27 protein-coding genes are annotated in these 23,038 nt (G+C 61.9%); 12 read left to right on the forward strand and 15 right to left on the reverse strand.

The window, feature by feature from the left end; all coding sequences use genetic code 11:
* Positions 1-143: 143 nt before the first annotated feature.
* Positions 144-611, reverse strand: a complete 468-nt coding sequence (locus ACOMDU_RS08905; RefSeq protein WP_421129989.1) for an S-ribosylhomocysteine lyase — start codon at positions 609-611, stop codon at positions 144-146.
* 2 nt (positions 612-613) lie between these two features.
* Positions 614-1,282: a 5'-methylthioadenosine/S-adenosylhomocysteine nucleosidase gene (locus ACOMDU_RS08910; RefSeq protein WP_421129990.1), complete on the reverse strand. Its 669-nt coding sequence runs from the start codon at positions 1,280-1,282 to the stop codon at positions 614-616.
* A 115-nt stretch (positions 1,283-1,397) separates the two neighbouring features.
* Between ACOMDU_RS08910 and ACOMDU_RS08915 the strand changes: the two genes are divergently transcribed.
* A complete protein-coding gene (locus ACOMDU_RS08915; protein ID WP_421129991.1) occupies positions 1,398-2,579 on the forward strand; it encodes a tRNA(Met) cytidine acetate ligase in 1,182 nt (393 codons plus the stop codon).
* 41 nt (positions 2,580-2,620) lie between these two features.
* Here the strand turns inward: ACOMDU_RS08915 and ilvA are convergent, their stop codons facing one another.
* On the reverse strand, positions 2,621-3,820 hold the full coding sequence (gene ilvA / locus ACOMDU_RS08920; protein WP_421129992.1) for a threonine ammonia-lyase: 1,200 nt from the start codon (positions 3,818-3,820) through the stop codon (positions 2,621-2,623).
* A gap of 267 nt (positions 3,821-4,087) precedes the next feature.
* Between ilvA and rpsF the strand changes: the two genes are divergently transcribed.
* From rpsF to ACOMDU_RS08945, 5 genes are all read left to right on the forward strand, one after another.
* Complete coding sequence (rpsF, locus tag ACOMDU_RS08925; protein WP_022135008.1) at positions 4,088-4,384, forward strand: 30S ribosomal protein S6; 297 nt, start codon at positions 4,088-4,090, stop codon at positions 4,382-4,384.
* A 12-nt stretch (positions 4,385-4,396) separates the two neighbouring features.
* The gene (locus tag ACOMDU_RS08930; protein ID WP_022135007.1) at positions 4,397-4,870 is read left to right on the forward strand and encodes a single-stranded DNA-binding protein; all 474 of its coding nucleotides are present in this window, start codon (positions 4,397-4,399) and stop codon (positions 4,868-4,870) included.
* Positions 4,871-4,910: 40 nt separating this feature from the next.
* Positions 4,911-5,162, forward strand: coding sequence for a 30S ribosomal protein S18 (gene rpsR, locus ACOMDU_RS08935; RefSeq protein ID WP_022135006.1), 252 nt, complete (start codon positions 4,911-4,913; stop codon positions 5,160-5,162).
* A gap of 116 nt (positions 5,163-5,278) precedes the next feature.
* Entirely contained in the window at positions 5,279-5,818 is a 540-nt protein-coding gene (locus tag ACOMDU_RS08940) for an RNA polymerase sigma factor (protein ID WP_421129993.1), read from the forward strand.
* Positions 5,808-7,319, forward strand: coding sequence for a hypothetical protein (locus tag ACOMDU_RS08945; protein ID WP_421129994.1), 1,512 nt, complete (start codon positions 5,808-5,810; stop codon positions 7,317-7,319). The genes ACOMDU_RS08940 and ACOMDU_RS08945 overlap by 11 nt, the downstream gene beginning before the upstream one ends.
* Before the next feature lie 93 nt (positions 7,320-7,412).
* Here the strand turns inward: ACOMDU_RS08945 and ACOMDU_RS08950 are convergent, their stop codons facing one another.
* The 3 genes from ACOMDU_RS08950 to ACOMDU_RS08960 all read right to left on the reverse strand — a co-directional run bounded on the left by ACOMDU_RS08950 (position 7,413) and on the right by ACOMDU_RS08960 (position 10,274).
* The gene (locus tag ACOMDU_RS08950; protein ID WP_476718547.1) at positions 7,413-8,681 is read right to left on the reverse strand and encodes an L-cysteine desulfidase family protein; all 1,269 of its coding nucleotides are present in this window, start codon (positions 8,679-8,681) and stop codon (positions 7,413-7,415) included.
* 61 nt (positions 8,682-8,742) lie between these two features.
* The gene (locus ACOMDU_RS08955) at positions 8,743-9,222 is read right to left on the reverse strand and encodes a deoxycytidylate deaminase (protein ID WP_421129996.1); all 480 of its coding nucleotides are present in this window, start codon (positions 9,220-9,222) and stop codon (positions 8,743-8,745) included.
* 194 nt (positions 9,223-9,416) lie between these two features.
* Positions 9,417-10,274 (reverse strand): serine O-acetyltransferase, encoded by an 858-nt coding sequence (locus ACOMDU_RS08960; RefSeq protein ID WP_421129997.1) that lies wholly within the window; start codon positions 10,272-10,274, stop codon positions 9,417-9,419.
* A gap of 479 nt (positions 10,275-10,753) precedes the next feature.
* Between ACOMDU_RS08960 and ACOMDU_RS08965 the strand changes: the two genes are divergently transcribed.
* The 3 genes from ACOMDU_RS08965 to ACOMDU_RS08975 all read left to right on the forward strand — a co-directional run bounded on the left by ACOMDU_RS08965 (position 10,754) and on the right by ACOMDU_RS08975 (position 13,426).
* Complete coding sequence (locus ACOMDU_RS08965) at positions 10,754-10,909, forward strand: hypothetical protein (RefSeq protein ID WP_421129998.1); 156 nt, start codon at positions 10,754-10,756, stop codon at positions 10,907-10,909.
* 120 nt (positions 10,910-11,029) lie between these two features.
* A complete protein-coding gene (locus ACOMDU_RS08970; protein ID WP_421129999.1) occupies positions 11,030-12,211 on the forward strand; it encodes a hypothetical protein in 1,182 nt (393 codons plus the stop codon).
* 30 nt (positions 12,212-12,241) lie between these two features.
* Positions 12,242-13,426, forward strand: coding sequence for a M20 metallopeptidase family protein (locus ACOMDU_RS08975; RefSeq protein ID WP_421130000.1), 1,185 nt, complete (start codon positions 12,242-12,244; stop codon positions 13,424-13,426).
* A 73-nt stretch (positions 13,427-13,499) separates the two neighbouring features.
* On the opposite strand, the gene ACOMDU_RS08980 is transcribed toward ACOMDU_RS08975, so the two are convergent.
* Positions 13,500-14,306: a MerR family transcriptional regulator gene (locus ACOMDU_RS08980; RefSeq protein ID WP_022136427.1), complete on the reverse strand. Its 807-nt coding sequence runs from the start codon at positions 14,304-14,306 to the stop codon at positions 13,500-13,502.
* Positions 14,307-14,486: 180 nt separating this feature from the next.
* Here ACOMDU_RS08980 and ACOMDU_RS08985 point away from each other — a divergent pair, with 180 nt between their 5' ends.
* From ACOMDU_RS08985 to ACOMDU_RS08995, 3 genes are all read left to right on the forward strand, one after another.
* Positions 14,487-16,283, forward strand: a complete 1,797-nt coding sequence (locus ACOMDU_RS08985) for a hypothetical protein (protein ID WP_421130001.1) — start codon at positions 14,487-14,489, stop codon at positions 16,281-16,283.
* Positions 16,284-16,563: 280 nt separating this feature from the next.
* Positions 16,564-17,577 (forward strand): SpoIVB peptidase, encoded by a 1,014-nt coding sequence (gene spoIVB / locus ACOMDU_RS08990; RefSeq protein WP_421130002.1) that lies wholly within the window; start codon positions 16,564-16,566, stop codon positions 17,575-17,577.
* Positions 17,578-17,649: 72 nt separating this feature from the next.
* Positions 17,650-17,868: a hypothetical protein gene (locus ACOMDU_RS08995; protein WP_022136424.1), complete on the forward strand. Its 219-nt coding sequence runs from the start codon at positions 17,650-17,652 to the stop codon at positions 17,866-17,868.
* A gap of 49 nt (positions 17,869-17,917) precedes the next feature.
* Here ACOMDU_RS08995 and ACOMDU_RS09000 read toward each other — a convergent pair whose 3' ends face one another.
* From ACOMDU_RS09000 to ACOMDU_RS09035, 8 genes are all read right to left on the reverse strand, one after another.
* Positions 17,918-18,181, reverse strand: a complete 264-nt coding sequence (locus ACOMDU_RS09000) for a TIGR03905 family TSCPD domain-containing protein (protein WP_421130003.1) — start codon at positions 18,179-18,181, stop codon at positions 17,918-17,920.
* A gap of 23 nt (positions 18,182-18,204) precedes the next feature.
* Positions 18,205-18,768: a histidine phosphatase family protein gene (locus ACOMDU_RS09005; protein ID WP_421130004.1), complete on the reverse strand. Its 564-nt coding sequence runs from the start codon at positions 18,766-18,768 to the stop codon at positions 18,205-18,207.
* Positions 18,765-19,115, reverse strand: a complete 351-nt coding sequence (locus tag ACOMDU_RS09010) for a bifunctional adenosylcobinamide kinase/adenosylcobinamide-phosphate guanylyltransferase (protein ID WP_421130005.1) — start codon at positions 19,113-19,115, stop codon at positions 18,765-18,767. The genes ACOMDU_RS09005 and ACOMDU_RS09010 overlap by 4 nt, the downstream gene beginning before the upstream one ends.
* Before the next feature lie 2 nt (positions 19,116-19,117).
* Positions 19,118-19,846 (reverse strand): adenosylcobinamide-GDP ribazoletransferase, encoded by a 729-nt coding sequence (locus ACOMDU_RS09015; protein ID WP_421130006.1) that lies wholly within the window; start codon positions 19,844-19,846, stop codon positions 19,118-19,120.
* Entirely contained in the window at positions 19,839-20,378 is a 540-nt protein-coding gene (locus ACOMDU_RS09020) for a bifunctional adenosylcobinamide kinase/adenosylcobinamide-phosphate guanylyltransferase (protein ID WP_421130007.1), read from the reverse strand. The genes ACOMDU_RS09015 and ACOMDU_RS09020 overlap by 8 nt, the downstream gene beginning before the upstream one ends.
* A complete protein-coding gene (gene cobT, locus ACOMDU_RS09025; RefSeq protein ID WP_421130008.1) occupies positions 20,375-21,478 on the reverse strand; it encodes a nicotinate-nucleotide--dimethylbenzimidazole phosphoribosyltransferase in 1,104 nt (367 codons plus the stop codon). The genes ACOMDU_RS09020 and cobT overlap by 4 nt, the downstream gene beginning before the upstream one ends.
* Positions 21,475-22,248, reverse strand: coding sequence for a sugar phosphate isomerase/epimerase family protein (locus ACOMDU_RS09030; RefSeq protein WP_421130009.1), 774 nt, complete (start codon positions 22,246-22,248; stop codon positions 21,475-21,477). Before ACOMDU_RS09030 ends, cobT begins: the two co-directional genes overlap by 4 nt.
* A gap of 233 nt (positions 22,249-22,481) precedes the next feature.
* Positions 22,482-22,985, reverse strand: a complete 504-nt coding sequence (locus ACOMDU_RS09035; RefSeq protein ID WP_421130010.1) for a nucleoside deaminase — start codon at positions 22,983-22,985, stop codon at positions 22,482-22,484.
* Positions 22,986-23,038: the final 53 nt, after the last annotated feature.

The following is a 23,038-nucleotide window of genomic DNA, read 5'->3' on the forward strand; positions in this document are numbered from 1 at the left end:
TTACGGACTCGCTGTCGGGGGCGGCCGGACAAGCCGGCGCTTGCTTACCCATTCAAAGCGGCTTATCAAGTATAACAGCGTCTTTCCCCCTTGTCAACAGGGAAAGACGCTGTTTTTGCCTGTTTTCGCAAAAATTTCCCGCTTTACGCCGTGGGATAGGCCAGTTTCTCCTGGTTCCACCCGGAAATGATCTCCGTATAGAACGCGCAGCACGTCTTCGCCAGCTCCACGTCCAGATTGCGGTAGTTGCCGCACTCCTTTGCGCTTTTTCCTGGCATTTCGCCCTCAAATACCGCCCCCTGGGCGAACACCCGCTGCACAAGTGCCACGGCCTGGGCCAGTGTCAACTGCTTCCCGTCAAACAGGAAATAGAATCCCGTCTGGCACCCCATCGGGCCGAAGTACACCACCGCGTCCTTTTCCGGGCTGTTCCGCAGCAGTGTGGCGATCACGTGCTCCACCGAGTGCATCTCCGCGTTGGTCAGCAGGTCGCCGGTGTTGGGCTTTTTGAACCGCAGGTCCAGCGTCACCACGTCTCCGTCCTGCCGGCTGAGATACAGCCCCGGCACCAGCACGTCGTGATCCACCGTAAAGCTGGCGATACGTTCCATGTTCAGCCCTCCAGTCCGTCCAGGAACGCCATAGCGACCCTGTTCAGGTCCTTCATGGCCTCCGGGAAGTTAAAATAGAAATCATGGTGCTCCAGCACGCAGTCGGACACGGACTTCAGCGCCATGAACGGCACCTCGTTGCGGTAACACACCTGTGCCGCCGCGCCGCCCTCCATTTCAATGAGCAGGGGGTGGAAGGTCTCCGCGATCCACCGCGCCCGGTCACACTCCGTGGCGAACCACTCGCCGGTGGCGACGCTGCCCACACGGTAGGCGTACCCGGCTTTGTCCATGGCGTCCTTTGCCTTCTCCAGCTCGGCGGTGGGGAAGTCTATCCGGTTCACCGTGGACACCAGCCCCACCGGGTCGCCGATGCCCGACGTATCCACGTCGTGCTGCATGAACCGATCCGCCAGCACCAGCGTCCCGATCGGCACGTTCTCAAAGCACCCGGCAACGCCCACGTTGACGATCCGTCCCGGCGCGTACAGGTCGATAAACAGCTGGGTGGCCATGGCAGCGTTCACCTTCCCCACGCCGCCGCAGCAGGCGACCACGTTCTCCCGTATCCGGTAGAAGGGCACGCCCGCCACCGTTTTTTCCGGCTCCGCGCCCTCCGGCAGCAGGCTCTCGATCTCGCCCTTCATGGCGTACAGCAATCCAGTCAGCATACAGCAAACCCTCACTTTTCCCGTTTTCTCCATTGTAAATACCCCGGCGGCAGAATGTCAAGTTGCATTTTCCCCACTTTCCCTGTAAAATAATAAAAAACGAAAGGAGCACATCATGGTCATCGGTATCGTCTGCGAATTTGACCCCCTCCACAGGGGACACGCCCGCCTTCTCTCCCACGCCCGCGCCTTGGGCGCGGACACGGTGGTCTGCGCCATGAGCGGCTCCTTCACCCAGCGGGGCAGCTTCGCCGCCCTGTCCAAAACGGCGCGCGCCGAGATGGCGGTCCGCTGCGGCGCTGACCTGGTGCTGGAGCTCCCCACGCCCTGGGCCATGTCCCCGGCGGAGACCTTCGCCCGCGGCGGCGTGCGGCTGCTGGCCCTTGCCGGGGCCGATACCCTCCTGTTTGGCAGCGAGTGTGGGGATCTGCCCGCCCTGCGGTGTCTGGCCGACTGCCTGGACAGCCCCACCTTTGCCGATCACCTTACCGCCGTGCCGGAGTCGGGCCTGACCTTCGCCGCCCGTCGTCAGGCTGCCGCCGCATCCCTGCTGGACAATGCTACCGCCGCCCTTCTGCAAAGTCCCAACAACACCCTGGCCGTGGAGTATCTCCGCGCCCTGCGCCATACCCGCAGCGCCATGACGCCATGCACACTCCGCCGTGAGGGTGCCGGCCATGACGGCGCTCCGGAGGGGGATACCGCCTCGGCCTCCTTTCTGCGTGAATTGCTGCGGCAGGGCAGGGGGGAGACCGCCTGTGCCTATATGCCCACCCCGGCGGCGGACGTCCTCCGCCGTGAGCTGGCCGCAGGCCGCATTGCCGACGGCACCCTCTGTGAGCGCGCGATACTGGTCCGCTTCCGTGCCATGACCGAGGCGGATTGGCGTCCCTACGACCCAGGAAACGAGGGCCTGTACCACAGGCTGTATCAGGCATCCCGCGACGCCTGCACCGTGGCAGAGATGCTCTCCGCTGCAAAAACCAAGCGCTATCCCCTTGCCCGCCTGCGCCGTATGGTCCTCAGCGCCTACCTGCAATTACCGCCTGCGCCGGAGCGTGTGCCCTACCTCCGCGTGTTGGCTGCCAATGCCGCGGGCCGCGCACATTTGCGCTGTTTGCGGGATGCCGGTGCCCCGGTGCTGACGAAGCCTGCCGACGTTCCGGCGCTGGGGCCGGCGGCGGAGGAGCTGTTCACTCTGGAGTCCCGCTGTACCGACCTGTATGTGCTGGCCCGCCCGGACCTGTCCCAGGCCGCCCCCGGCCAGGACTACCGTACCACACCGGTCATAGTGTAAACAGACGCAGCCCCCGCCAAAGGCGGGGGCTGCGTCTGTATTCACTGCTCCTCTACCACATAGCCCTTTCGCCGCAGAGAGCCGAAGATCTCCTGAATATGGGCCTTGTCTCGGGTCTCCAGCGACAGATTTACCACGCAGGAGCCGATGGCGGCCTTGGTGTTGCGGCGCTCGTGGTTCACGTCCAGCACGTTTGCGCCCAGGGACGACACCACCTCCAGGAACGACGCCAGCGCGTGGGGCTGGTCCGGCAGCACCGTGGAGAAGCTCACTGTCCGCCCCTCCTTGGCGAGGCCCCGGGTCAGGATGCGCTCCAGCATGGTCACGTCCACATTGCCGCCGGACAGCAGAGCGCACACCGTTTTGCCCTCGGTGTTCACCTTGTGGTACATGGCGGCGGCGATACCCACGGCGCCTGCGCCCTCGGCCACCAGCTTCTGCTTTTCCAGCACCGTCAGGATGGCGCTGGCGATCTCACCCTCGCTGACCGTCACCACCTCGTCCACGTACTCCCGGCACATATCGAACGTCAGATCACCGGGAGTCTTGACCTTGATACCGTCGGCCACCGTATCCACGCTGCTGAGGGTGATGATCTTTCCCTCCTTCAGGGACTCAGCCATGCTGGGTGCGCCGGCGGCCTGTACGCCGATAATGCGGCACTGGGGCCTCAGGTTCTTCACCGCGTAGGCCAGCCCCGCGATCAGTCCGCCGCCGCCGATGGGCACGAAGATCATATCCACGTCCGGCAGCTGCTCCAGGATCTCCAGGCCGATGGTGCCCTGTCCGGCCATAATGCTGTAATCGTTGAAGGGGTGTATAAACGTCAGCCCCTGCTCGTCCCGCAGGCGCACCGCCTCGGCATAGGCGTCGTCGTACACGCCGGGTACCAGTACCACGTTGGCGCCGTAGCTGCGGGTGGCCTCGATCTTGGAGATGGGCGCGCCCTCCGGGATGCAGATGGTGGCCTTGATGCCCATATCCCGGGCGGCAAAGGCCACGCCCTGGGCGTGATTGCCGGCGGAGCAGGCGATGACGCCCCGTTCCTTCTCCTCGTCGGAGAGGGTGGCGATCTTGTAGTACGCGCCCCGCAGCTTGAACGCGCCGGTTTTTTGCAGGCAGTCCGCTTTCAAATAGAACTCGCACCCCGGCACCAGCCCCTTGGTGGGGATCACCGGTGTCCGGTTGATGACGGGCTTCAGCACCCGCTGTGCGTCGTGCAGCATGGCCATGGAGATCATAAAATGCGCCTCCTCATTCAATATAGGTAAATTTTATCACACCGTTTTGCTCCGTGCAAGGCGTATGGCAAACAAAATTTTCAAATTTGTGCGCCGCAGGCGGACACACAGGCGTTTCCGGCGCACACCGCCCCAAAAGTACCAAAATCGCAAAAATATCTTGACTTTTGCCGTGCTTCCGGTATAATAATATGGCTTGCGTCTGCAAGCATATCCTTGCTCTCATCCGAGAATGAGGGCCATTTGTCCAAAAGGAGGTGCAAAAGTATGGCTAAGATTTCCGCCAACTACGAGGTCGTTTACATCATCGACCCTGCACAGGGTGAGGAGGCTGTTGCCGCCACCGTGGCAAAGTTCCAGTCCCTGGCAGAGCAGAACGCGACCGACGTGGTAGTCGATGAGTGGGGCAAGCGTCGCCTGGCTTACGCGATCGACTACAAGACCGAGGGCTATTATGTGCTGATGAGCTTCACCAGCGGCCCGGAATTCCCCAAGGAGCTGGATCGTATCCTGGGCATTACCGAGGGTATCATGCGTTCCATGATCGTCTGCAAGGGCGAGTAAGGGAGTACAGCAATGCTGAACAAGATCTTTATCATGGGTCGCTTGACCCGTGACCCGGAGCTGCGCCGTACGCAGTCCGGTACCCCCGTCACCAGCTTCTCTCTGGCTGTGGATCGTGATTACAAGACACAGTCCGGCGAGAAGGAGACGGACTTCATCGATGTGGTCGCCTGGCGCGCCACCGCGGAGTTCGTGGCCAAGTACTTTACCAAGGGCCGTATGGCCGTGGTAGAGGGCCGGCTCCAGATCCGCGCCTGGCAGGACAAGGAGGGCAACAACCGCCGCAGCGCCGAGGTCGTGGCCGACAATGTCTACTTCGGCGACTCCCGCCGCGACAGCGACGGCAGCAGCGGCGGCAATTACGCCAACAACAGCTACGGCGGCAATAACGGCGGCTACTCCGCCCCTGCCGGCGGCTACGCTGCGCCCGTAGGCGGCTCCGGATTTTCCGAGATCGATGAAGAGGACGGCGACCTGCCGTTCTGATGTGCAAGGCACATGACATTTTATAAAGGAGGAAACTTCCATGGCTATGGAACGCGAAAATAGACCCGTTCGCGGTGCCGGCAAGCGCCGCAAGAAGGTTTGCCAGTTCTGCGTGGACAAGTGCGAGTGCATCGATTACAAGGACGCCGCTAAGCTGCGCCGCTTCATCTCCGAGCGCTCCAAGATCCTGCCCCGCCGTACCACCGGCACCTGCGCTATGCATCAGCGCCAGCTCACCGAGGCCATCAAGCGCGCTCGTCAGATCGCCCTGCTGCCCTTCGTGACCGAGTAATTGAACCGAAAAAAACAAGACCGGCGGAGCCGGTCTTGTTTTTTTGCTGTTCCCTCCGTGGGATTTCTGGTAAAATAGTGTATCATACAGAAGAAACCACAGGGAGGAGGGAGCGCGTGGACGACAGACAACTGATGGCGAGCATCGCCGGCGGTGATGAGGCCGCGCTTCAATCGCTGCTGCGCCGGTTCACGCCGATGCTGCGCTATATCCTGCGCCCCCTCCTGCCGGACGAGCGGGACAGGGAGGAGTGCCTGGCGGACATCTCCCTGCGGATCTGGCGCGGCGCTGCCGGCTTTGACGGTGACAAAGGCAGCCTCAACGGCTGGCTGACGGCGCTGGCCCGCAACACGGCACTGAACCGCGCCCGCGCCCGCCGCGGAGACGACGTGCCGCTGGAGGACACCGTTCCCCACAGCGGCGGCAGCGCCGAGGACGCCCTGCTCCGCCGGGAGCAGCGCGCCAGACTCCGCGCCGTTATCGCCGCCCTGCCGGTGCAGGAGCGCGACCTGTTCTACCGGAAATACTACTACTGCCAGTCCACCGCCCAGATGGCCGCCGAGCTGAGCCTGACGGAGCGGGCCGTGGAGGGGCGGCTGTATCGCCTGCGGCAGAGCCTGCGCCAACAGTTGGGAGGTGATTTCTGTGACGGATGACCTGCGTTTTGACGAGCTGCTCCGCGAGGACGCCGCCGCCCTGCCGCCGCCCGCCGACGGAGAGATCACCCCGTGGCGCACGGCCATGGACCGCATCCTCTGGGGCATGGGGCTGACCACCATCACACTGAATTTCCTCTGGCTGGACGTGCTTCTGCCCGCCATCGGCGCGGTGCTGCTGGTGCTGGGCTTCCGTACCCTGCGGCGGGAGAACGCCCCTCTCCGCTGGGGCTATCGGCTGGCGCTGCTGGCGCTGGCCATCCGCTTCGCCGGGGACGTGCTTGCCGCCCTGCCGGTGGATGTGGGGAACGCCCCCGCCTACGTCCACATCCCGGTGACGCTGGCGCTGTACGTCTGTCTCTGGCGGGGCATGGTGGGCGTGTCCCGCGCCGCCGGAGCCGAAAAGCCCGCCGCCCCCGCCGCCGGTGCTATGGCCGTGTTCTACGCGGCGCTGACGGCGCTGGCGCTGATCGGGCTGGAGGGCTGGCTGCTGGTGCTGCCGCTGCTGGCGCTCTATCTCTTCCTGCTGCGCAGCATGGTCAGGCTGTCCCGCTCCCTGACGGACACCGGCTACGCCATCACCGCCGCGCCGGTGCGCCTGTCGGACAGCGCGGTGCTGTGGAGCGCGCTGGGCGCGCTGCTGGCGGCGGTGCTGCTGACGGCATTCCTGGGGCAGCGGTATCCCATGGACTGGCATACCCGCAGCGACGCACCCCAAAGCGTGCCCATCCGGCAGGAGCTGCTGGAAAAGGGCTTCCCGTCCTACGTCCTCGATGACCTGACCGCCGAAGAGGTCTCCCGTATGGCCGGTGCCGTAAGGGTGTACCGTCAGGTGGAACGCCTGTACAGCGATACGGACCACCGCACCATCACCACCACCCACTATATGAGTGACCCGGACCGTCCGCTGGTCTACGACCACACCATCACCGACGTGGATGGAGAGGGGGAGCGCCACTATACCTACGTCTACCGTGTCTATGATACGCTGGAGCAGACCATGACCCATGTGGCCGTGGAATTGCCGGAGGAGGACGGTGTCCGCCGCTATATCTATATCCACCACCTGACCTACGCCGCCCCGCCCAGCCCCTACACCGAGATGCTGGAACTGTGGCCGGCGTGGCAGACGCAGGGCGACTGGTTCCCCGGCGGCCATGTCAGCGGCCGCGTCCTCTGCGAGAGAAACGGCACGGTGCAGGCCGCCGCCTTCCACACGCTGAAGAGCGGCAGCCAACAGGTCAGCGACCTCTTCGGCACCCGCCAGACCCAGCGGATCACCGCCGGCTGGTCCTTCCCCCGCGGCGTCGAAAGCCCCCGCGCCTACGTTTTCTACGACGCCCTCCGCGGCCAGGACGGCTGGGTCATCGAGAGCTGGGCCAACTACGTCTGCCAGACCGCCCCGGTCTACCCCTTCCGTGACGCCGCCGCCCTCTGGCACAGCTACGGCAGCGACGCCTACTCCCTCCGCCAGACCGCCCTTCAGGTATTCGACGGATAAGCACAAAAAGCAGCCCCTCCGGCCTTGGCCGGAGGGGCTGTTCGTATTTTCAGGCACTCCCCCTGGCGGAAGCCGGGGGGAGTGCCTGTGACTTTACTCCGTCATGATTTTCAGGATCACCCGGTCGGTCTCCCGCATGCCCTGCGCGGCCAGCACGCCTACGTTCCGGACGGTGTCCTCCACATCAGCGCCCAGAATACCGTCGCCGGGGCGGAAGTTGTTGCCGCCGGCGTACATGTCGTAGCCCAAGATGCCGCAGTCCACGCCCATGGCGATCTTGCTGGCGCAGCTGGCCTTGGCACCGTCGCAAATGCAGCCGGAGATCATGGCCACGGCGTTTTCCAGCGTGTGGCTGATGCCCTCGCAGTCCGCGCCCCGCAACCACGCGATGCCGCAGCCCGCGCCCACACCGGCGCTGACCGCGCCGCAGTAGGCGCTCAGCCGCCCGATGCCGGTCTTCTGGTGTATGGTGATCAGGTCGCTGAGACACACCGCCCGCAGGATGGTGTCGTCATCCGCGCCCATGAGCTTGCCGTATTTCCATACGGGCACCGAGGCGGTGATGCCCTGATTGCCGGAGCCGGATACGATGACCACCGGCATTTCACAGCCGTTCATCCGTGCGTCCGAGCCGGCGGCCGCCCATGCCCGCGCCTGTGTCGCCCAGTCCTGACTGCTCTCCAGCAGAGTGGAGCCGATGTTGGCGCCCCAGCTGTTTCGCAGCCCCTCGGCGGCGATGGCGGTGTTTTTCTCGATCTGCCGTCCCACCGTGGGCAGGATGGCGTCTATAGGTACAGTTTCGGCGAATGTGATGATGTCTCTGACGTTCAGCACGGACTTGTCCTGCAAATGGTCCTCGGCGTTGCCCGTGACCGGCAGCTCCCGCAGGATATCTCCGTCCCGCTCCATGTAGATGATGTTCGTATGATTGTTGGCCACCCGCACACAGGCGCGATGCCCCTCCCGCCAGCCGGTGAGCTTGATATCCAGCAGACACGGCGTTTCGGGACAGGTCACGCGGATGTCGGTGCTGTCCAGATACGTCTGGATGGCAGCCACATCCGCCTCCGTCACGTTGGCGATGACCTGAAGCTCTGCGTCGGCGTCGCCGGCCACTATGCCCACGGCGATGGCGGCGTCGATGCCCCGGCGTCCTCCTGTGTTGGGGACGACCACGGACTTCACATTCTTCAGGATGTTCCCGCTGATCTCAGCCAGGATCTTTTCCGGTTTTCCGCCCAACACCTCGCGCAGTTTTGCGGCACAGTACGCGACGGCGATGGGCTCTGTACACCCTGTGGCCAGCAGGAGCTCCTCCTGCAGTATCGCCGTGTAGGCGGCGATCTTAGAGTCGTTCAGCATCACACATTCTCCTTTGTTCAGTTGTTGTATTCTGTCGGCCCTTCGGCCGGATAGCCCTTCTTTACAGTGCGGGCACGTCATCCTCCTGCTGCACCCAGTCCTGCACGTCCACGACCTCAAATTCCGTCTCCGTCTTCCGTATGACCACCTTGCTGATACCCGCGTTGATCACCTGCCTGCGGCACATGGCGCAGCTGGTGGCGTCGCCCAGCAGCGCCCCGGTCCGGCCGTCCCTGCCCACCAGATACAGCGTGCTGCCCACCATATCCCGGCGGCTGGCGGAGATAATGGCGTTGGCCTCGGCGTGAACGCTGCGGCACAGCTCGTATCGCTCTCCCCGGGGCACCTGCATGGCCTCCCTGGTGCAGAACCCCATGTCCACGCAGTTCTTCCGTCCCCGCGGCGCGCCGTTGTAGCCCGTGGAGATGATCTCGTCGTTCTTCACGATGATGGCCCCGTATACCCGGCGCAGACAGGTCGCCCGTTCCAGCACCGTCTCCGCAATATCCAGATAGTAGTTTTCCTTGCTGATGCGCCCCATAGCTGTGTCTCCTTGCACTGTATTCTATCAAATATTATAATACATGGCACCCATCCCTGACAAGCGGCGTTTTTCCCCGCGATACTCGTCGATACGCTGAAATTCCGCGCCAAAAACTATGCAAATAGCCGGGTGCCTGCGCTGCGGCAGCATAAAAGGACGGCCTTGCAGCCGTCCTTTTCCCTCCTGCGCGGTCACTCCGCGTTTTTGAATACCGTCTCCGGCGCCGTGATGACCACCCGCGTGTTGTCCGCCACCGACCCGGTGAGGAATGCGTTGCCGCCCACCACCGAGTGCTCGCCGATCACCGTCTCGCCGCCCAGAATGGAGGCGCCGGAGTAGATAGTCACATAGTCGCACACTGTGGGGTGCCGCTTTCCCGGCAGGCTGGCATGGCCTGCCCGGGGGGACAGTGCGCCCAGCGTCACACCCTGATACAGCTTCACATGGCTGCCGATCACCGTCGTCTCGCCGATAACGATGCCTGTGCCGTGGTCGATGAAGAACCACGGCCCGATCTGCGCGCCGGGGTGGATGTCGATACCCGTCCGGCTGTGGGCGTACTCCGTCATCATCCGGGGGATCATGGGAACCTGCCGCAGGTACAGCTCGTGGGCAATGCGGTATACGAAGATGGCGAACAGCCCCGGATAGGCGAAAATGATCTCCTCCTTGTCCGCCGCTGCCGGATCGCCGTCAAACGTGGCCTCAATGTCCGTCATCAGTGTCTGCTGTATGCGGGGCAGCTGCTCCAGTATCTCATGGGTCAGCGCCGCCGCGGCAAAGGCCTGGCCCTCCGGCAGCGCCAGCGCCACCTGTGCCGTCAGCGCCGTCTCGATACGCTCCAGCAGCAGCGCGGCGTAGTTCTCCGGCGGCAGCGCCATCAGCTGCGCGTCACCGAAATATGCCGGGAACAGCAGCCGCCGAAACTCCTTGATGATGCCGATGATGGCACCCCTGTCCGGCAGCCGCAGCTTTTTGCCGTACAACGGCACCGCCGCGTGTGTCATATTTTCCGCCATCGCCTTGGCGATCTCCGCGTTGGAAGTCATAGTCCTTGTCTCCTCTCAAAATAAAACGGCGAAGGATGCGCCCGCATCCTCCGCCGCCTGTGTGTACAGGTATCACGAACCCCTTTACAGGGCCTTTTCAGCAGAAAACGCACAGCGCCCATGGGCACGACAACACACGCCCGCGCAGCAGGCGGACGTACAACAGGCGCAGTTTATGGTGTGCAGCGTGCTGTTCATGCGTTTTCTCCTTCTCCGGAAATCTTACATAACATTATACTGTCCCGTCCCGCGCAAAGTCCATTGTCACCTTTCACAAAAACCATACCATACCGGTGGGAATTTTGCATATTCCCGCCGCCATCCGGTTCCGCCATGTCGGCGGCTGTCAGTTTTCACAAAAATTTAGCGCTTTTAATTGCGAAAGTATGGTCTATCTAACGGTTGACTTCTGTACCCCGCGGCGTTAAGATAACGCCAACATAAAAAACAGCCGACCACCGGCGGAAAGGAGACCCCACATGGTACGTCACATGATGCAGCGCGATATGCTTCATAACGACATGGCCGCGAACCATGCCGCTGTCTCCTATTATGCCGGCACCAGCTCCGTCTGGGGCTTTTATTGGTACGCCTATTTTACCTCCCGATACCAAATGCCGGCTGTAAAGAATTGAACCCGTCTTTCCCATTTTCCATGTGTGTGTGAAGCGGCTTCGTCTTTCAGACGGAGCCGCTTTTCAATTTACCCCATCATCCCTGTTGCCCCTATTTCAAAACAAAAGGAGAAGAAAATCATGACTGCAATCATTTCAGCGGCTGTCATCTTCGTGGTGTTCGCCGTAGGAGACATGATCTCCGCGAAAACAAAGGCTATCGTATCCATGCTGCTGGTGGCCTCCGTCGTATTCCTGGCAGGCTTTTGGACCGGCGTTTTCCCCACCACCCTGTTTGCTGACTCCACCCTCCTGAGCATGGCCGGCCTGCTGGTCACCATGCTGCTGGTGCACCTGGGCACCACCATCCGGCTCCGCGACTTCGGCGCCCAGTGGCGCACCGTCATCATCTCCGCCGTGGCCTGCATCGCCATCTCTGCTGCCGTGTTCTTCATCGGCCAGCTGATCATCGACCGCGGCTTCGCTCTGGTGGGCGCGCCCATTCTCTCCGGCGGCGTTGTCGCCACCCTGACCATGCAGGATATGGCCAACAAAGCCAACCTGCCTGACCTGGCGGTGTTCGCCACCCTGGTCATGTGCGCCCAGGGCTTCGTGGGCTACCCCGTGGCCTCCCTGTGCCTCAAGAGCGAGGCCAAGCGCATCAAGGCCCAGATCGACGCCGGCACGCTCCAGGTGGACGCCGGTGCCGCCGCGGCCCAGAACGCCGCCGCTGCCCGCAAGAAGCTGATCCCCGCCCTGCCCGATAAGTACAACACCCCCAACGCCATTATCGCCAAGGTCATTCTGGTGGCGCTGCTGTCCGTGTGGGTGTCCAGCCTGTTCCACGATGCCGTCAACAAGCTGGTCTGGTGCCTGATCTTCGGTGTGCTCTGCAAGGAGCTGGGCTTCCTGGATGAGGACGCCCTGGGCAAGGCCCACGCCACCGGCATCGTGATGCCCATCATTACCCTGTCCATCTTCACCAATCTGGCCGCTGCTACCCCGGAGATGGTGGGCGGCATGGTGGTGCCCCTGCTGGTCTGCGTGGTCATCGGCACGGCGGCCTTCTCCGTCGTCTCCATCCTCGTGGGCAAGATCTTCGGTTACAGCTGGCAGATGTCCATGGCCATCGGCAGCTCCTGCCTGTTCGGCTTCCCCGGAACGGTCATCATCTCCAACGAGGTCTCTGAGTCCACCGGCACCACCGCCGAGGAAAAAGCCGCCATCAACGCCCAGATCATGCCCAAGATGCTGGTGGCCGGCATGGTCACCGTGTCCATCACCTCCGTACTGGTGGCCGGCGTTATGAGCAGCTGGCTGTGAGCCCGGCTCATTTGAAAGGAGTGCTTTTCCATGTCTGATATTCGTTCCTTCGTCGATACCATCTTCGACGAGTTGGTCTCTATCCGCCGTGATATCCATGCCCATCCGGAGCTGGGTATGCACGAGGTCCGCACCTCCGCCCTCATCCGCAGTGAGCTGGAGAAAATGGGCGTGGACGAGATCCGGCAGCCCCTGCCCACCGCCGTGGTGGCCCTGATCCACGGCAAGAAGGGTCCCGGCAAGTGCGTGGCGCTCCGCGCCGATATCGACGCCCTGCCCGTTCACGAGGAAACCGGTCTGCCCTTTGCCAGCGAGACCGAGGGCATTATGCACGCCTGCGGCCACGACCTGCACACCACCATGCTTCTGGGCGCCGCAAAGGCGCTGTGCCATATGCGCGACCAGTTCGCCGGCACCGTCAAGCTGATCTTCGAGCCTAGCGAGGATCTGATGCCCGGCGGCGCACGGGCACTGGTGGCAGCCGGGGTCATGGAGAACCCCCATGTTGACGCCATCTTCGGTCAGCACGTCTGCCCCTCTGAGAATGACTCCGTGGGCCGTATGCAGCTCTATAAGGGCTACTTCACCAGCGCGGTGGACCTGTTCCATATCACCGTCCACGGCAAAAGCGGCCACGGCTCTGCGCCCCACACCGCCCGTGACGCCATCGCCTGCGCCGGCTACCTGATCACCGTCCTCCAGACCGTGGTCTCCCGCCGCATCGACCCCATGGACACCGCGGTCCTCACCGTGGGCACCATGTCCGGCGGCGACGCCGTCAACATCACCGCCGGCGAAGCGCGGATGGTGGCCGTCCTCCGCAGCTTCAGCGACGCCGGCCGCGACACCGCCATTCAGGAGATCCGGCGCATCTGCAAGGGCATCGGCATCGCTTTCGACTGCGACATCGAGGTCAATTTGGAGGAGGGCTACGCGCTCCAGTACAACGACCCCGCCATGATCGACCTGGTCAACAAGGCCGTCACCGCTGCCGGCGGCAAGGCGGAGTTCATCGACAAGCCCTTCTCCGGCAGCGAGGACTTCAGCTTCTTCGGCAAGCTCACCGGCACCCCCTCCGCCTTTATGATGGTCGACGCCGGCCGCGGCGAGAACGCTGTCTCGCTCCACAACGGCAAGATCGTGTTCAACGAGGAGGTCATGAAGCACGGCGTTACCGGCCTGGCCGCCATCGCCATGGAGTACCTGAACCGGTAATTCTCCTATTTGTTTCCTCACAAATTGGTATAACAGAAGCGGGAGACCTGCACAGCAGGCCTCCCGCTTCCCATTATTCCTCCACCGGCAGCGCCAGCCGCGAGCAGTACCGCCGCGTCTCGATCTCCCGCCCCGTGTACGGCGCCACGATGCCCAGCACCCGCGGCGCGCCGGCGGGCTTCAGCCCCCGCGCCTTTACCTCCCGCCCCAGCGTCAGCCACGCCTCGCCCACGCCGCTGTAATCGCCGTAGTACAGCACCGACAGCACCCGGCACGCCTCCAGCGTCACCGCGTCCGCCGCCGCCCGGTTCTTCCGCACCGGCACGCACACCCCGTAGCGGCACGGCTCCTGCCCGATGTATCCCTCCAGATAGTCCGTGCGCTCCGATATGGTGAACAGCGGCTCGTCCGACAGCACGCACCCCTTCCGCACGCACGCCCCATAGAAGTCGTACATATCCCGGTATCGCTCCGCCGTGGTCAGCCCCTCGCACCACCGTATCCGGCACGTAACCGCCGGCAGCTCCATCATCTGCACCGACAGGCTCTCGCCCTCCGCCGCCCGCAGCCGCATCTCCTCCACGCTCCGCTGCAGGTCCCGCAGCCGCGTTTCCAGCGCCTCCAGCAGCACCTCGGCCTCGCCGCCCTGCGCGAAATAGTCCGCGATCTCCTTCGACCCCAGCCCCATGGCCTTGAATTTCTCGATCTGCATGATCCGCGCCACGTTGTGGTTGTCGTAGTACCGCCGCCCGCTGTCCGGCGCGGTGAACACCGGCGTCAGCAGCCCGCGCTCCTCCATCCGCATCAGCGTGCTCCGCGACAGCCCGCAGGCCCGTGCCGCCTCCGTGATCTGAAAAAACTGTTTTGTGTTCTCCGCCATAAAAAATCCCTCCTGACCCCTTGCTTCGTTCACAGGTGAACGGGTTATACTTCCATTATAGGGAAAAACCCACTAAAGTCAACACCGGAGGCGCACATGTGCGCCTCTGTCTTCGCCCGGGCGAAGACAGATACCCGTGCCCCACTGGAAAGACCCCGATATTTGAGAGGAGCGTACATCATGAACCACAAAAAATTACTTTTGACCCTGACCCTGTGCCTGTGTGCCCTGCTCTGCACGGTGGTCACCGCCTCCGCGTCGGAAGTGTCGGTGCACAGCCACCCCGTCTGCGGCAAGACACATACCGACATCGGCGACCATACCGGCACCTGTGGGGATGTTACCTGGACAGCTTGGACCGGCAATGATATGGATGCCGGAACTAGAGATATACAGCTTACCACTGGTCACTATTACCTCTCCGATAATGTAACTCCCACATCAACAATACACATTGTTGGGCAGGTATGTCTCTGCCTAAACGGTTGTACCCTAAGCTATTCGGGGATTGTGTCCAGTGATAGTGACAGTATTGGTGGCATGATATTGTTGGATGACGGAGCTGTGCTGAACATCTGCGATTGTAAAGGCGGTGGCAGTATCGTGTACAATTATGATAGCAGTACTTGGCGAAAATCTACTATTCTCGTTAAGGGAGAGAGCACACTGAATTTGTACGGCGGCAGTGTGATAAAAGAAAACGGTACAGAGACTACGGCTGTTGACCTAAACTATTACGCTGGTGCGAATTTTCATATGTATGGCGGTAAGGTTGAAAACAGGAGCACCCGGAATTCCTATAATACCTATGCGGTGTATGTGGGCGGAAAACCAGGTGACCAAGTCAAACGCTCTGATGTGAAGCTGTACGAAGGAGAGGTCGGTAGTAGGGGCTATGGTATTAGAGTTTTTATTGCGAGTCCCAGTATTCTTGTTGCGGGCGGGAAAATTGAAAGCGATAATACGGCGATAGCGGTGGGAGATGCATCTCTGACACTACAAGGAAAGCCAATAATCAAAACAACGGAGGATGATTCTGCGGCGATCAAAGTGGGTTCGAATAATATCAAAGTAGAAGATAGTTTCGCCCCCACGTCCCCTGTATCTGTAGAGAACACAAGTGAGATGTTCGGAACAGCTTCCTCAGCAGACAAGGCGCAGTACTTCACATCCTTTGAAAGCGGAAAGTTTGTGGCGTACGACAATGGTACCCTGAAATTTACCGCCTGCGCCATCACCCAGCAGCCCACAAAAGACAACAGCTACACGGTCAAGGGCAACGCGCCCGATAGCAAGCTGAGCTACCGGTGGTATGCGGCCAAAGAGGGCGAGATCACCGTAACAGACGCGGTTGCCCGAAAAGGCGAGAATGCTGATTATTATAATAGTTGGGGTTGGGAAGTACCATGTGATTCAAACGGAGTCGACTGCTTCACACTCTACATGAACAAGGGAGACGTGCTGACGCTGAGCGGTATTAAGGGTGGAAGGGTTACGGAAGTTTTAATTTCCGGCAGCAAGGCTGAAAAGCAAGACTCTTGGACCTATATATTCACTGCACCCGCGGCCGGCGAGTATACGCTGAAAATCAGCGCCATGGAGTTTAATATGGACGGCGATAGCAATGTGCCTGATCGTTCTGACTTGAGTTTCGAGGCGGCCTTGCGAACGCTTGTCCCGGATACGACCAAGCCCATGGGTGGAACAACGGCGGCGCTTGCCACCGCCGGTTTGTCCGCTGGCAAATATATTTGCCAGGTCACATGGGAGGGCAAGAGTACGGTGAACAGCGGTGTTGTCCAGTTCAGCGGCAGCTCGCAGCAGTCCACGGGCAGCGGTTCCTACTACTACGCCCCCTCCACAGCCAAGGATAAGAAGGACTCTCCCAAGACCGCCGACCCCGGTGTCCTCCTCTACGCCGGTCTGGCCCTCGCGTCCCTCACCGGTCTGGCCTGCACCGCCAAAAAGCGGCATTAAAAAGGTATTCCCCCGGTGTTTCTGACCCCGGCGCCGGGCGAATATACAGCAAAGGCACCCCTCGTGGGTGCCTTTGCCATTTCTCCGCGCCCGCAGGCGCATAAAAAGCCCCCGCAAAAAAACAAAAGAAAAAATTACACAGTTCCCCCTGAATTTGCACCTCATGTTCTGCGCCCTTTTGACACAAAGTAACCCTGTCGCCGGCGACAAAACAAACCCCGTTTTCACCCGTTCAACGGCAAAAACGGGAAACATCACAATAAAATAAGGGGTGAGACGCTTGTATGAACCACGGCATATCCCCGCCTCCCATCGTCTCTCCGCCTGGCTGCTCTCGGCGCTGTTTGCCCTCTCCCTCTGCGTGCAGCAGGCTTGGGCCGCCCCGGCGGAGCGCACCGTGATCCCCCTGGGTCAGGCGGTGGGCATCAAACTCTTTGCGGACGGCGTCCTGGTGGTGGCTCTGGCCGATGGCCCCACGCCCGCCCGCACCTGCGGCCTTCGTCAGGGCGATATCATCACCGCCATGGACGGCGCCGCTGTCGGCTCCACCGAGCAGGTCCAGGACCTTCTGGCCGATACGGCCGGCGCGCCCATTGTCCTCTCCGTCCGCCGCGGCGCAGACGCTCTGGCCCTCACCGCCTGTGCCCGCGAAAATAACGGTGTCTGGCAGCTGGGTGCCTGGATACGCGACAGCATGGCCGGCATCGGCACCCTGACCTACTACGACCCCGCCACCGGTCAGTACGGTGCCCTCGGCCACGGCATCACCGATGTGGATACCGCACAGCTCATGCCTCTGGCCTCCGGCGCCATCATGGAGACCACCGTCAAAGCGGTGAAAAAGGGTGCCAAGGGCGATCCCGGCGAGCTCAAGGGCGACTTCTCCGTCCAGCGCGATGTGGGCACCGTCACCGTCAACAGCAGCGGCGGCATTTTCGGCACCGTGGCCGACCCGGACTTCCTCTCCGGCGGCACGCCTGTCCCCGTGGCCGCTGCCGGCCAGATCACCACCGGCCCCGCCACCATCCTCGCCACCGTCTCCGGCAGCGATGTGCGGGAGTACCGTGTGGAGCTCGTCCGCCTCTACGGCGCGGACGAGCCCACCCGCAACCTGCTCCTCCGCATCACCGACCCCGCCCTGCTCTCCGCCACCGGCGGCATCGTCCAGGGCATGAGCGGCAGCCCCATCCTCCAGAACGGCCGCATCGTCGGCGCGGTCACCCACGTCCTGCTCAACGACCCCACCCGCGGCTACGGCATATTCATTGAGAATATGCTCGACATGGCCGGCTGACAGACCCGGTGGGGAGGGCCGGGAAGCCCTCCCCGTCCGGCCTTTCCTATAAAAACGAGAGGAGCGTTTTTCATGCAGTCCCTGCTCATTAAGGACACCACCCGCGCCCAGCGGGAGGAGATCGTCCGCCGCGCCCTCAGCGCCTGCGGCAGCCCCTGTGACGGCTGCAATGGCTGCGGCAACGCCGGCGGCGGCCGGGTAGACAGTATCTACCAACCCTATATCGACGGCGAGAAGGAGTTGGCGGAGATAAACGCCGAATATTCCGCCTCCCGCGGTCTGGTAAGATAAACGCAAAAGCGGCCCGAAAGGGCCGCTTTTCTCCGTGTGCACATATTTGTCACTTCTGCGCCTGCTCCTGTTCATAGGCCTGCTGTACCGCCACCGCCAGCTGGTCGGCGCAGGAGGTGCTCCGCGGCCCGCAGGTGTTGCCCCGCAGCAGCGCCTCGATCTGCGCCACGCTCATGCCGTCCACCAGCTTGCTCACGGCCTTCAGGTTGCCGTCGCAGCCGCCCACAAAGTGCACATTCCGCACCTTGTCTCCGTCCAGCTCGAAGGAGATCTCCCGCGAGCAAGTGCCCTTCGTTCTGTATATATGCTCCATTTTGCCACTCCTTTGCAGAAAGATTACATTATTTTCGAATAGCTTACAGGTTTTTTCTCGTTAAAACTAACCTGATATCCCTCGCCGGGTGCCAGCAGATAGTCGTACCGCGTTCCGCCGAACCAGTGCATCATCAGTCCCGACGTCACCCCGCCGTGGATCACGCACACCGCGTCCTCCCCCGCGTCGATAACGGGCTGTATCGCGGCCAGATTTCGTGCCAGCACCTGCGGCGCACTCTCTCCGTTGGGGCATATATTGTGCTCTGAGTCCTCACACCACACAATAAATTGTGGATCGTGCTCCAGATCGCCGGCGTAGGCCCGCATCTCGAAATCGCCGAAATCCATCTCCCGCAGCCCCGGCAGCACCGTGTATGCCACGTCGCCGTATATGGCCCGCAGCGTCTGTATCGTCCGCGTCATTCCGCTGACGTAGTAGTGCTCCGCCGTGGGATATACGCCGGTCAAAGCTTTCTGCTGCAAGGCCTCCAGCGATTTCGGCAGCGCCGGGATATCCGCCGCGCCATAATACAGATTTTTCTGGCTGCCCTCGGTCTCCCCGTGCCGCAAAAGTGTCAGTTTCATTTCAATTCCTCCGCTATCCCGCAGAAAACGCGCGTCACATGTTCCGCTTTTTTCGCCAATTGCTGCAGAATTATTCCATAGCGCTCCCGCCATGCCCGCTCCGCACCGTCCATGGGTACAATGCCCCCGTTGACTTGTCTGGCGATGACGACTGCGTCCTCGAGCAGCGGCAAAAACCTTGTGATATCGTTATTTCTGCGGCTCAGCGCCTCCAAATGCCGATAGCATTTGCAGCCTGGTACCGGATCGGATATTGCCAGATCGCATACGTCATTTTCTGTTAAGTTATATGCTTTCAGCGCGTATGCCAGCTTTCCCTGGAACGCGCCTCCAATGATCAGGATCATATTTACCTCCACAACACCAGTACCGCTGCACCGCCTAACTCCGCAATGGTCAGGGCGAAGCCTGACACATCGCCGGACATACCATCCAGCTGCCGGAAAGCGTACCATGCCGCCAGCCAATAGCACACCGCCGCAGCCAACGGAGCAAAGCTGTCCCACAGCAGTACGGAGAGCCCACACACCGCCGCCAGCACAATGGCGGCAAATACCACAGGTGCGCCGCCGCGGGTCATGGCGCTGTACTGGCTGGTGGACATGGGCCGAAGTGTCAGAACGGCCAGTGCTGCACAGGCCCGTGATGCCGCAGGTATCAGCGTCAGCGGCCAAAGGGGCAGCGTCTCCGCCGACAGAAATACCGCCCATTGGCACAGGACCAGCAGCGCCAGACAGATCACCGCGAAGGCCCCGCAGTGGGAATCCTTCAGTATTCGCTGCCGTGTCTCCAGGTCCCGGCGGCTCAATACCGCGTCGCACACATCCATATAGCCGTCCAGATGCATAAAACCTGTGATCAGCCAGGGAGCTGCTGCGCACAGCAGAGCAGCCAGCGGCTGTGGCAAAAAGCTGCCCAGCCACGCGCACAACGCCCATATGCCGCCGACGATCAGCCCTATCAGGGGCAGACAAGCCAGCATTTTTCGCCGGGCGCTCTCCCGCCATATTTTTTTAGGGCAGGGAATGGTCAGGAACATACCCCACGCCATGAAAAAGCCGTATATCCAGTCAGACACGGGGCAGTTCTCCTTTCCACAGGTGGGGCAGGCCCACCGTCATCTCACATACCACGTCAAATTCCGCTGCCAGCCCTTGACAGATATCCGCCAGGCCCCGAACATAAACTTCCGTCCAGTCCCGGTAGTCCTCGCCGCCGTGCCAGATATCGTCGCACACAGCGATAAAATGGTCGAGGTAACGGCTGATATCCAGCAGCTCCCGCAGTACCCGATTTGCTGCGCCGGCGTCCGGCGCGGGACCGGGAAACATCTGCTCCGACAGACAGGCGGTAACACTGTCGAACAGCACCGTGCCGTGCCTGTCCAGTGCCGGTAAGGCGGCGGGCAGGTCGAAGCTGCGCTCGACGGTGATAAAATCCATGCCTGCCCGGTCCGCCACATGGCGGCGGATACGTGCCAGGTCCTCGTCATCATGGGGGGTCATGGTGGCCCAATAATACCGAGGCGCGTCCCCGGACAGTGCGGCGGCCAGGCGTTGGGCCATGGTGCTCTTTCCGCTTTTTCCGCCGCCGATCAGCAGTATCCTCATGGCTTGTCCACCGTAAAGCTGTCGCCTGCGCGTATTTCGTCCAGATAGTCATCCTGTATGGCCGCCTGGGCAAAGGTGGCCATACCGGCCATTACGCCGCAGGCACCCTCTAACACCCGGAACAGCAGGGGACACCCGCTGCCCTCACCCAGCCGCATTCCCAGATGCAGGCAGGGCTCCAGACCCAGCCGGTCTGCTGCCAGGCGGTAGCCCACCTCATAGGAGTCGTGGGACAGAAACAGATAGTCCTGCACTTCGGGGCACAGCGTAACGGCACACAGTGCGGCCACCACGGAGATGAAGCCGTCTACCGCTGCCGGTATGCGCTCACGGGCACAGCCCAGGAAAGCCCCGGCCATGGCGGCGATATCCAGCCCGCCCACGGCACACAGCACATCCAATACATCATCCTTGTCAACAGCCCGACGCGTCAGCGCACGGCGCAGCACGTCCTTCTTGCGGGCGAAGCCCTCGTCTGTCAGTCCGCCGCCCCGGCCGGTGACGGCCTCGATGTCCGCACCGGTCAGCGCGGACAGTACCGCGGCAGAGGTGCTGGTGTTGCCGATCCCCATCTCGCCGATGCCCAGGGCGGTGATACTGTCGGCTCTGGCGCGCGCCGCCTGCTCCATGCCGGCGGCCATGGCGGCAAGCGCCTCCGGCCGGGTCATAGCGTCCTCTACGGCGATGTTTCCGGTGCCCCGCCGGATCTTCCGGTCCAGAATGTCTACATCCGGCACATCGCCGGCAATACCCACGTCCACGACGGCCACATCGTCGCCGAAGGCGGCGGCCATAGCGGACATCCCGGTCCTGCGCCGGGTCATGTTGACGGCCTGCTGCAAGGTCACGGACCGGGGCGCGCAGGACACGCCTTCGTCCACCACGCCGTTGTCGGCGGCAAACACCGCCACGCGGCAGCTGTCCATTTTCGGGCATACCTGACCGGTGATACCTGCCAGACGGATGGATATGTCCTCCAGCGCGCCCAAGCTCCCCGGCGGTTTGGCCAGCTCTGCCTGTCGTTTCCGGGCCGCGTCCATCGCCGCCCGGTCGGCCGGTCGGATGGCCTGTATATACTGCTGCAATGCTGCTTCTGTCATGTCGGTTCCTCGATAAATCCCTGCGCCGCCAGCCAGTGCAGCGACGGCAGGGCGTCCTGATTTTCAATGGTGAATGTGGCATCCGGCGCGGCGTGCAGCACCGTGTCGATGATCTGCCGCATGGGGATGTTTCCCTCTCCCAGCGGGGCGTGCAGGTCCGTATCGCCCTGGTTGTTGTGCAGGTGAACGTGCCGCAGCCATGGGGCCATAGGCACGATCCAATCCATGGGCGGCGTTTCGCTGACGCAGGTGTTGGCGTGGCCCACATCCAAGCACAGCCCCAATCGGGGATCGTCTATCTGGGCGGCGATGGACACCAGCGTCTCCGGCGACGGCTCCATGACATTTTCCAGCGCCAGTGTCATGTCGGCCGGTACGTCCCGCAGGAATTCCCGCCAGAACCGCACCGACTGCTCCACATACCACTCCGGAAAGTAGACATGGGGAATAAAGCCTCCGTGGAATACCATGCGTCGTATACCCAGCGCCTGCGCTGCGTCCAGTGCCTGCCGGAACCGCCGCATGGCTACATCCCGGGCCAACGGATCGATGGCGCAGGGGATCAGCTCGGCGAAGGGGCCGTGGAACCACAGACTGCTGATACCGTGTATTTCCTCCCGCGTCCGGGGCAGGGCGGCGGGATCATCAAGCAGAGGCGCATAGGAGAAGGCGATGGTCTCCAGTCCCAACTGCCACTGCCGGGCCAGCGCCGGGGCACAGCTGTCCATGCCGGAGATATGCAGTTTTCCTTGCAGCAGAGGTGAGGCCATGTTCCGCGCTCCTTTTGTCGTTCTGCGGGGTATTATAGCATGAGTCCCGCAAAAAGAAAAGCCCCATAGGGCAGCAAAAAACCCGCTTGCGCGGGCAAATATCTCCGGACACCATAAAGCGGAGTGCCGCTTGGCGCTCCGCAGATATGGCAGGAAGAGAAGATGAAAAAAGTTTTTTGTTTCTTGCATGATTAGGATATCGCGGAGATGTGAAAAAAATTCGGTTACAAATATTAAAAATCTGTGAAATCTTCAACAATGTTCGCCGAACGATTTGTATTCTCGCCGTTTTTCTCCCGAACTTTCTGGAAAAAGGTCTGCAAAACGTCGCGGCATTCGTCGCCGCACACATTGCCCACCAGCTGTGGCGGACGGGGAAAGCCCTCCATAAACAAATTCAGCACGCCGCCGCAGGCGCCCATCACCTCATCCCGGGCGCCGTAGTACACCCGCCGGATGCGGGCGTTAAGAATGGCCCCAGCGCACATGGGGCAGGGCTCCAGCGTCACATACAGGTCGCACTCGTCCAACCGCCAACTGCCCAGCGCCGCATTGGCCTGGGCGATGGCCTCCATCTCTGCGTGAGAGACGGCGGCCTGCTTTTCCTCCCGCTGGTTGCGGCCGCGGCCCACGATCTCGTCATTGCGGACGATGACGCAGCCCACCGGCACCTCGCCGTGGACAGCGGCCTCCTGTGCCAGAGCGAGGGCCTGCTGCATGAAATATTCCTGTTCCATAGCTGTCCTTTCCGGGCGGACAGGCCGCCCCTGTTTGAAACCGGGCATAAATG

The sequence above is a fragment of the Vescimonas sanitatis genome (genome assembly GCF_049060325.1).
Classification (GTDB): domain Bacteria; phylum Bacillota; class Clostridia; order Oscillospirales; family Oscillospiraceae; genus Vescimonas; species Vescimonas sanitatis.

What these genes read in the sequence shown, in the direction of transcription:
- ACOMDU_RS09005 (WP_421130004.1), bottom strand. Translation starts at nt 18,768, where the DNA reads ATGAAACTGACACTTTTGCGGCACGGGGAGACCGAGGGCAGCCAGAAA.
- ACOMDU_RS08975 (WP_421130000.1), top strand. Translation starts at nt 12,242, where the DNA reads ATGTCTGATATTCGTTCCTTCGTCGATACCATCTTCGACGAGTTGGTC.
- ACOMDU_RS09030 (WP_421130009.1), bottom strand. Translation starts at nt 22,248, where the DNA reads ATGGCCTCACCTCTGCTGCAAGGAAAACTGCATATCTCCGGCATGGAC.
- rpsF (WP_022135008.1), top strand. Translation starts at nt 4,088, where the DNA reads ATGGCTAAGATTTCCGCCAACTACGAGGTCGTTTACATCATCGACCCT.
- ACOMDU_RS08980 (WP_022136427.1), bottom strand. Translation starts at nt 14,306, where the DNA reads ATGGCGGAGAACACAAAACAGTTTTTTCAGATCACGGAGGCGGCACGG.
- ilvA (WP_421129992.1), bottom strand. Translation starts at nt 3,820, where the DNA reads ATGATCTCCATGGCCATGCTGCACGACGCACAGCGGGTGCTGAAGCCC.
- ACOMDU_RS08910 (WP_421129990.1), bottom strand. Translation starts at nt 1,282, where the DNA reads ATGCTGACTGGATTGCTGTACGCCATGAAGGGCGAGATCGAGAGCCTG.
- ACOMDU_RS08995 (WP_022136424.1), top strand. Translation starts at nt 17,650, where the DNA reads ATGCAGTCCCTGCTCATTAAGGACACCACCCGCGCCCAGCGGGAGGAG.
- ACOMDU_RS08950 (WP_476718547.1), bottom strand. Translation starts at nt 8,681, where the DNA reads ATGCTGAACGACTCTAAGATCGCCGCCTACACGGCGATACTGCAGGAG.
- ACOMDU_RS09020 (WP_421130007.1), bottom strand. Translation starts at nt 20,378, where the DNA reads ATGAGGATACTGCTGATCGGCGGCGGAAAAAGCGGAAAGAGCACCATG.
- ACOMDU_RS08915 (WP_421129991.1), top strand. Translation starts at nt 1,398, where the DNA reads ATGGTCATCGGTATCGTCTGCGAATTTGACCCCCTCCACAGGGGACAC.
- ACOMDU_RS09000 (WP_421130003.1), bottom strand. Translation starts at nt 18,181, where the DNA reads ATGGAGCATATATACAGAACGAAGGGCACTTGCTCGCGGGAGATCTCC.
- ACOMDU_RS08965 (WP_421129998.1), top strand. Translation starts at nt 10,754, where the DNA reads ATGGTACGTCACATGATGCAGCGCGATATGCTTCATAACGACATGGCC.
- ACOMDU_RS09010 (WP_421130005.1), bottom strand. Translation starts at nt 19,115, where the DNA reads ATGATCCTGATCATTGGAGGCGCGTTCCAGGGAAAGCTGGCATACGCG.
- ACOMDU_RS08960 (WP_421129997.1), bottom strand. Translation starts at nt 10,274, where the DNA reads ATGACTTCCAACGCGGAGATCGCCAAGGCGATGGCGGAAAATATGACA.
- ACOMDU_RS08955 (WP_421129996.1), bottom strand. Translation starts at nt 9,222, where the DNA reads ATGGGGCGCATCAGCAAGGAAAACTACTATCTGGATATTGCGGAGACG.
- ACOMDU_RS08970 (WP_421129999.1), top strand. Translation starts at nt 11,030, where the DNA reads ATGACTGCAATCATTTCAGCGGCTGTCATCTTCGTGGTGTTCGCCGTA.
- rpsR (WP_022135006.1), top strand. Translation starts at nt 4,911, where the DNA reads ATGGCTATGGAACGCGAAAATAGACCCGTTCGCGGTGCCGGCAAGCGC.
- ACOMDU_RS08905 (WP_421129989.1), bottom strand. Translation starts at nt 611, where the DNA reads ATGGAACGTATCGCCAGCTTTACGGTGGATCACGACGTGCTGGTGCCG.
- ACOMDU_RS08930 (WP_022135007.1), top strand. Translation starts at nt 4,397, where the DNA reads ATGCTGAACAAGATCTTTATCATGGGTCGCTTGACCCGTGACCCGGAG.
- ACOMDU_RS08985 (WP_421130001.1), top strand. Translation starts at nt 14,487, where the DNA reads ATGAACCACAAAAAATTACTTTTGACCCTGACCCTGTGCCTGTGTGCC.
- ACOMDU_RS09035 (WP_421130010.1), bottom strand. Translation starts at nt 22,985, where the DNA reads ATGGAACAGGAATATTTCATGCAGCAGGCCCTCGCTCTGGCACAGGAG.
- cobT (WP_421130008.1), bottom strand. Translation starts at nt 21,478, where the DNA reads ATGACAGAAGCAGCATTGCAGCAGTATATACAGGCCATCCGACCGGCC.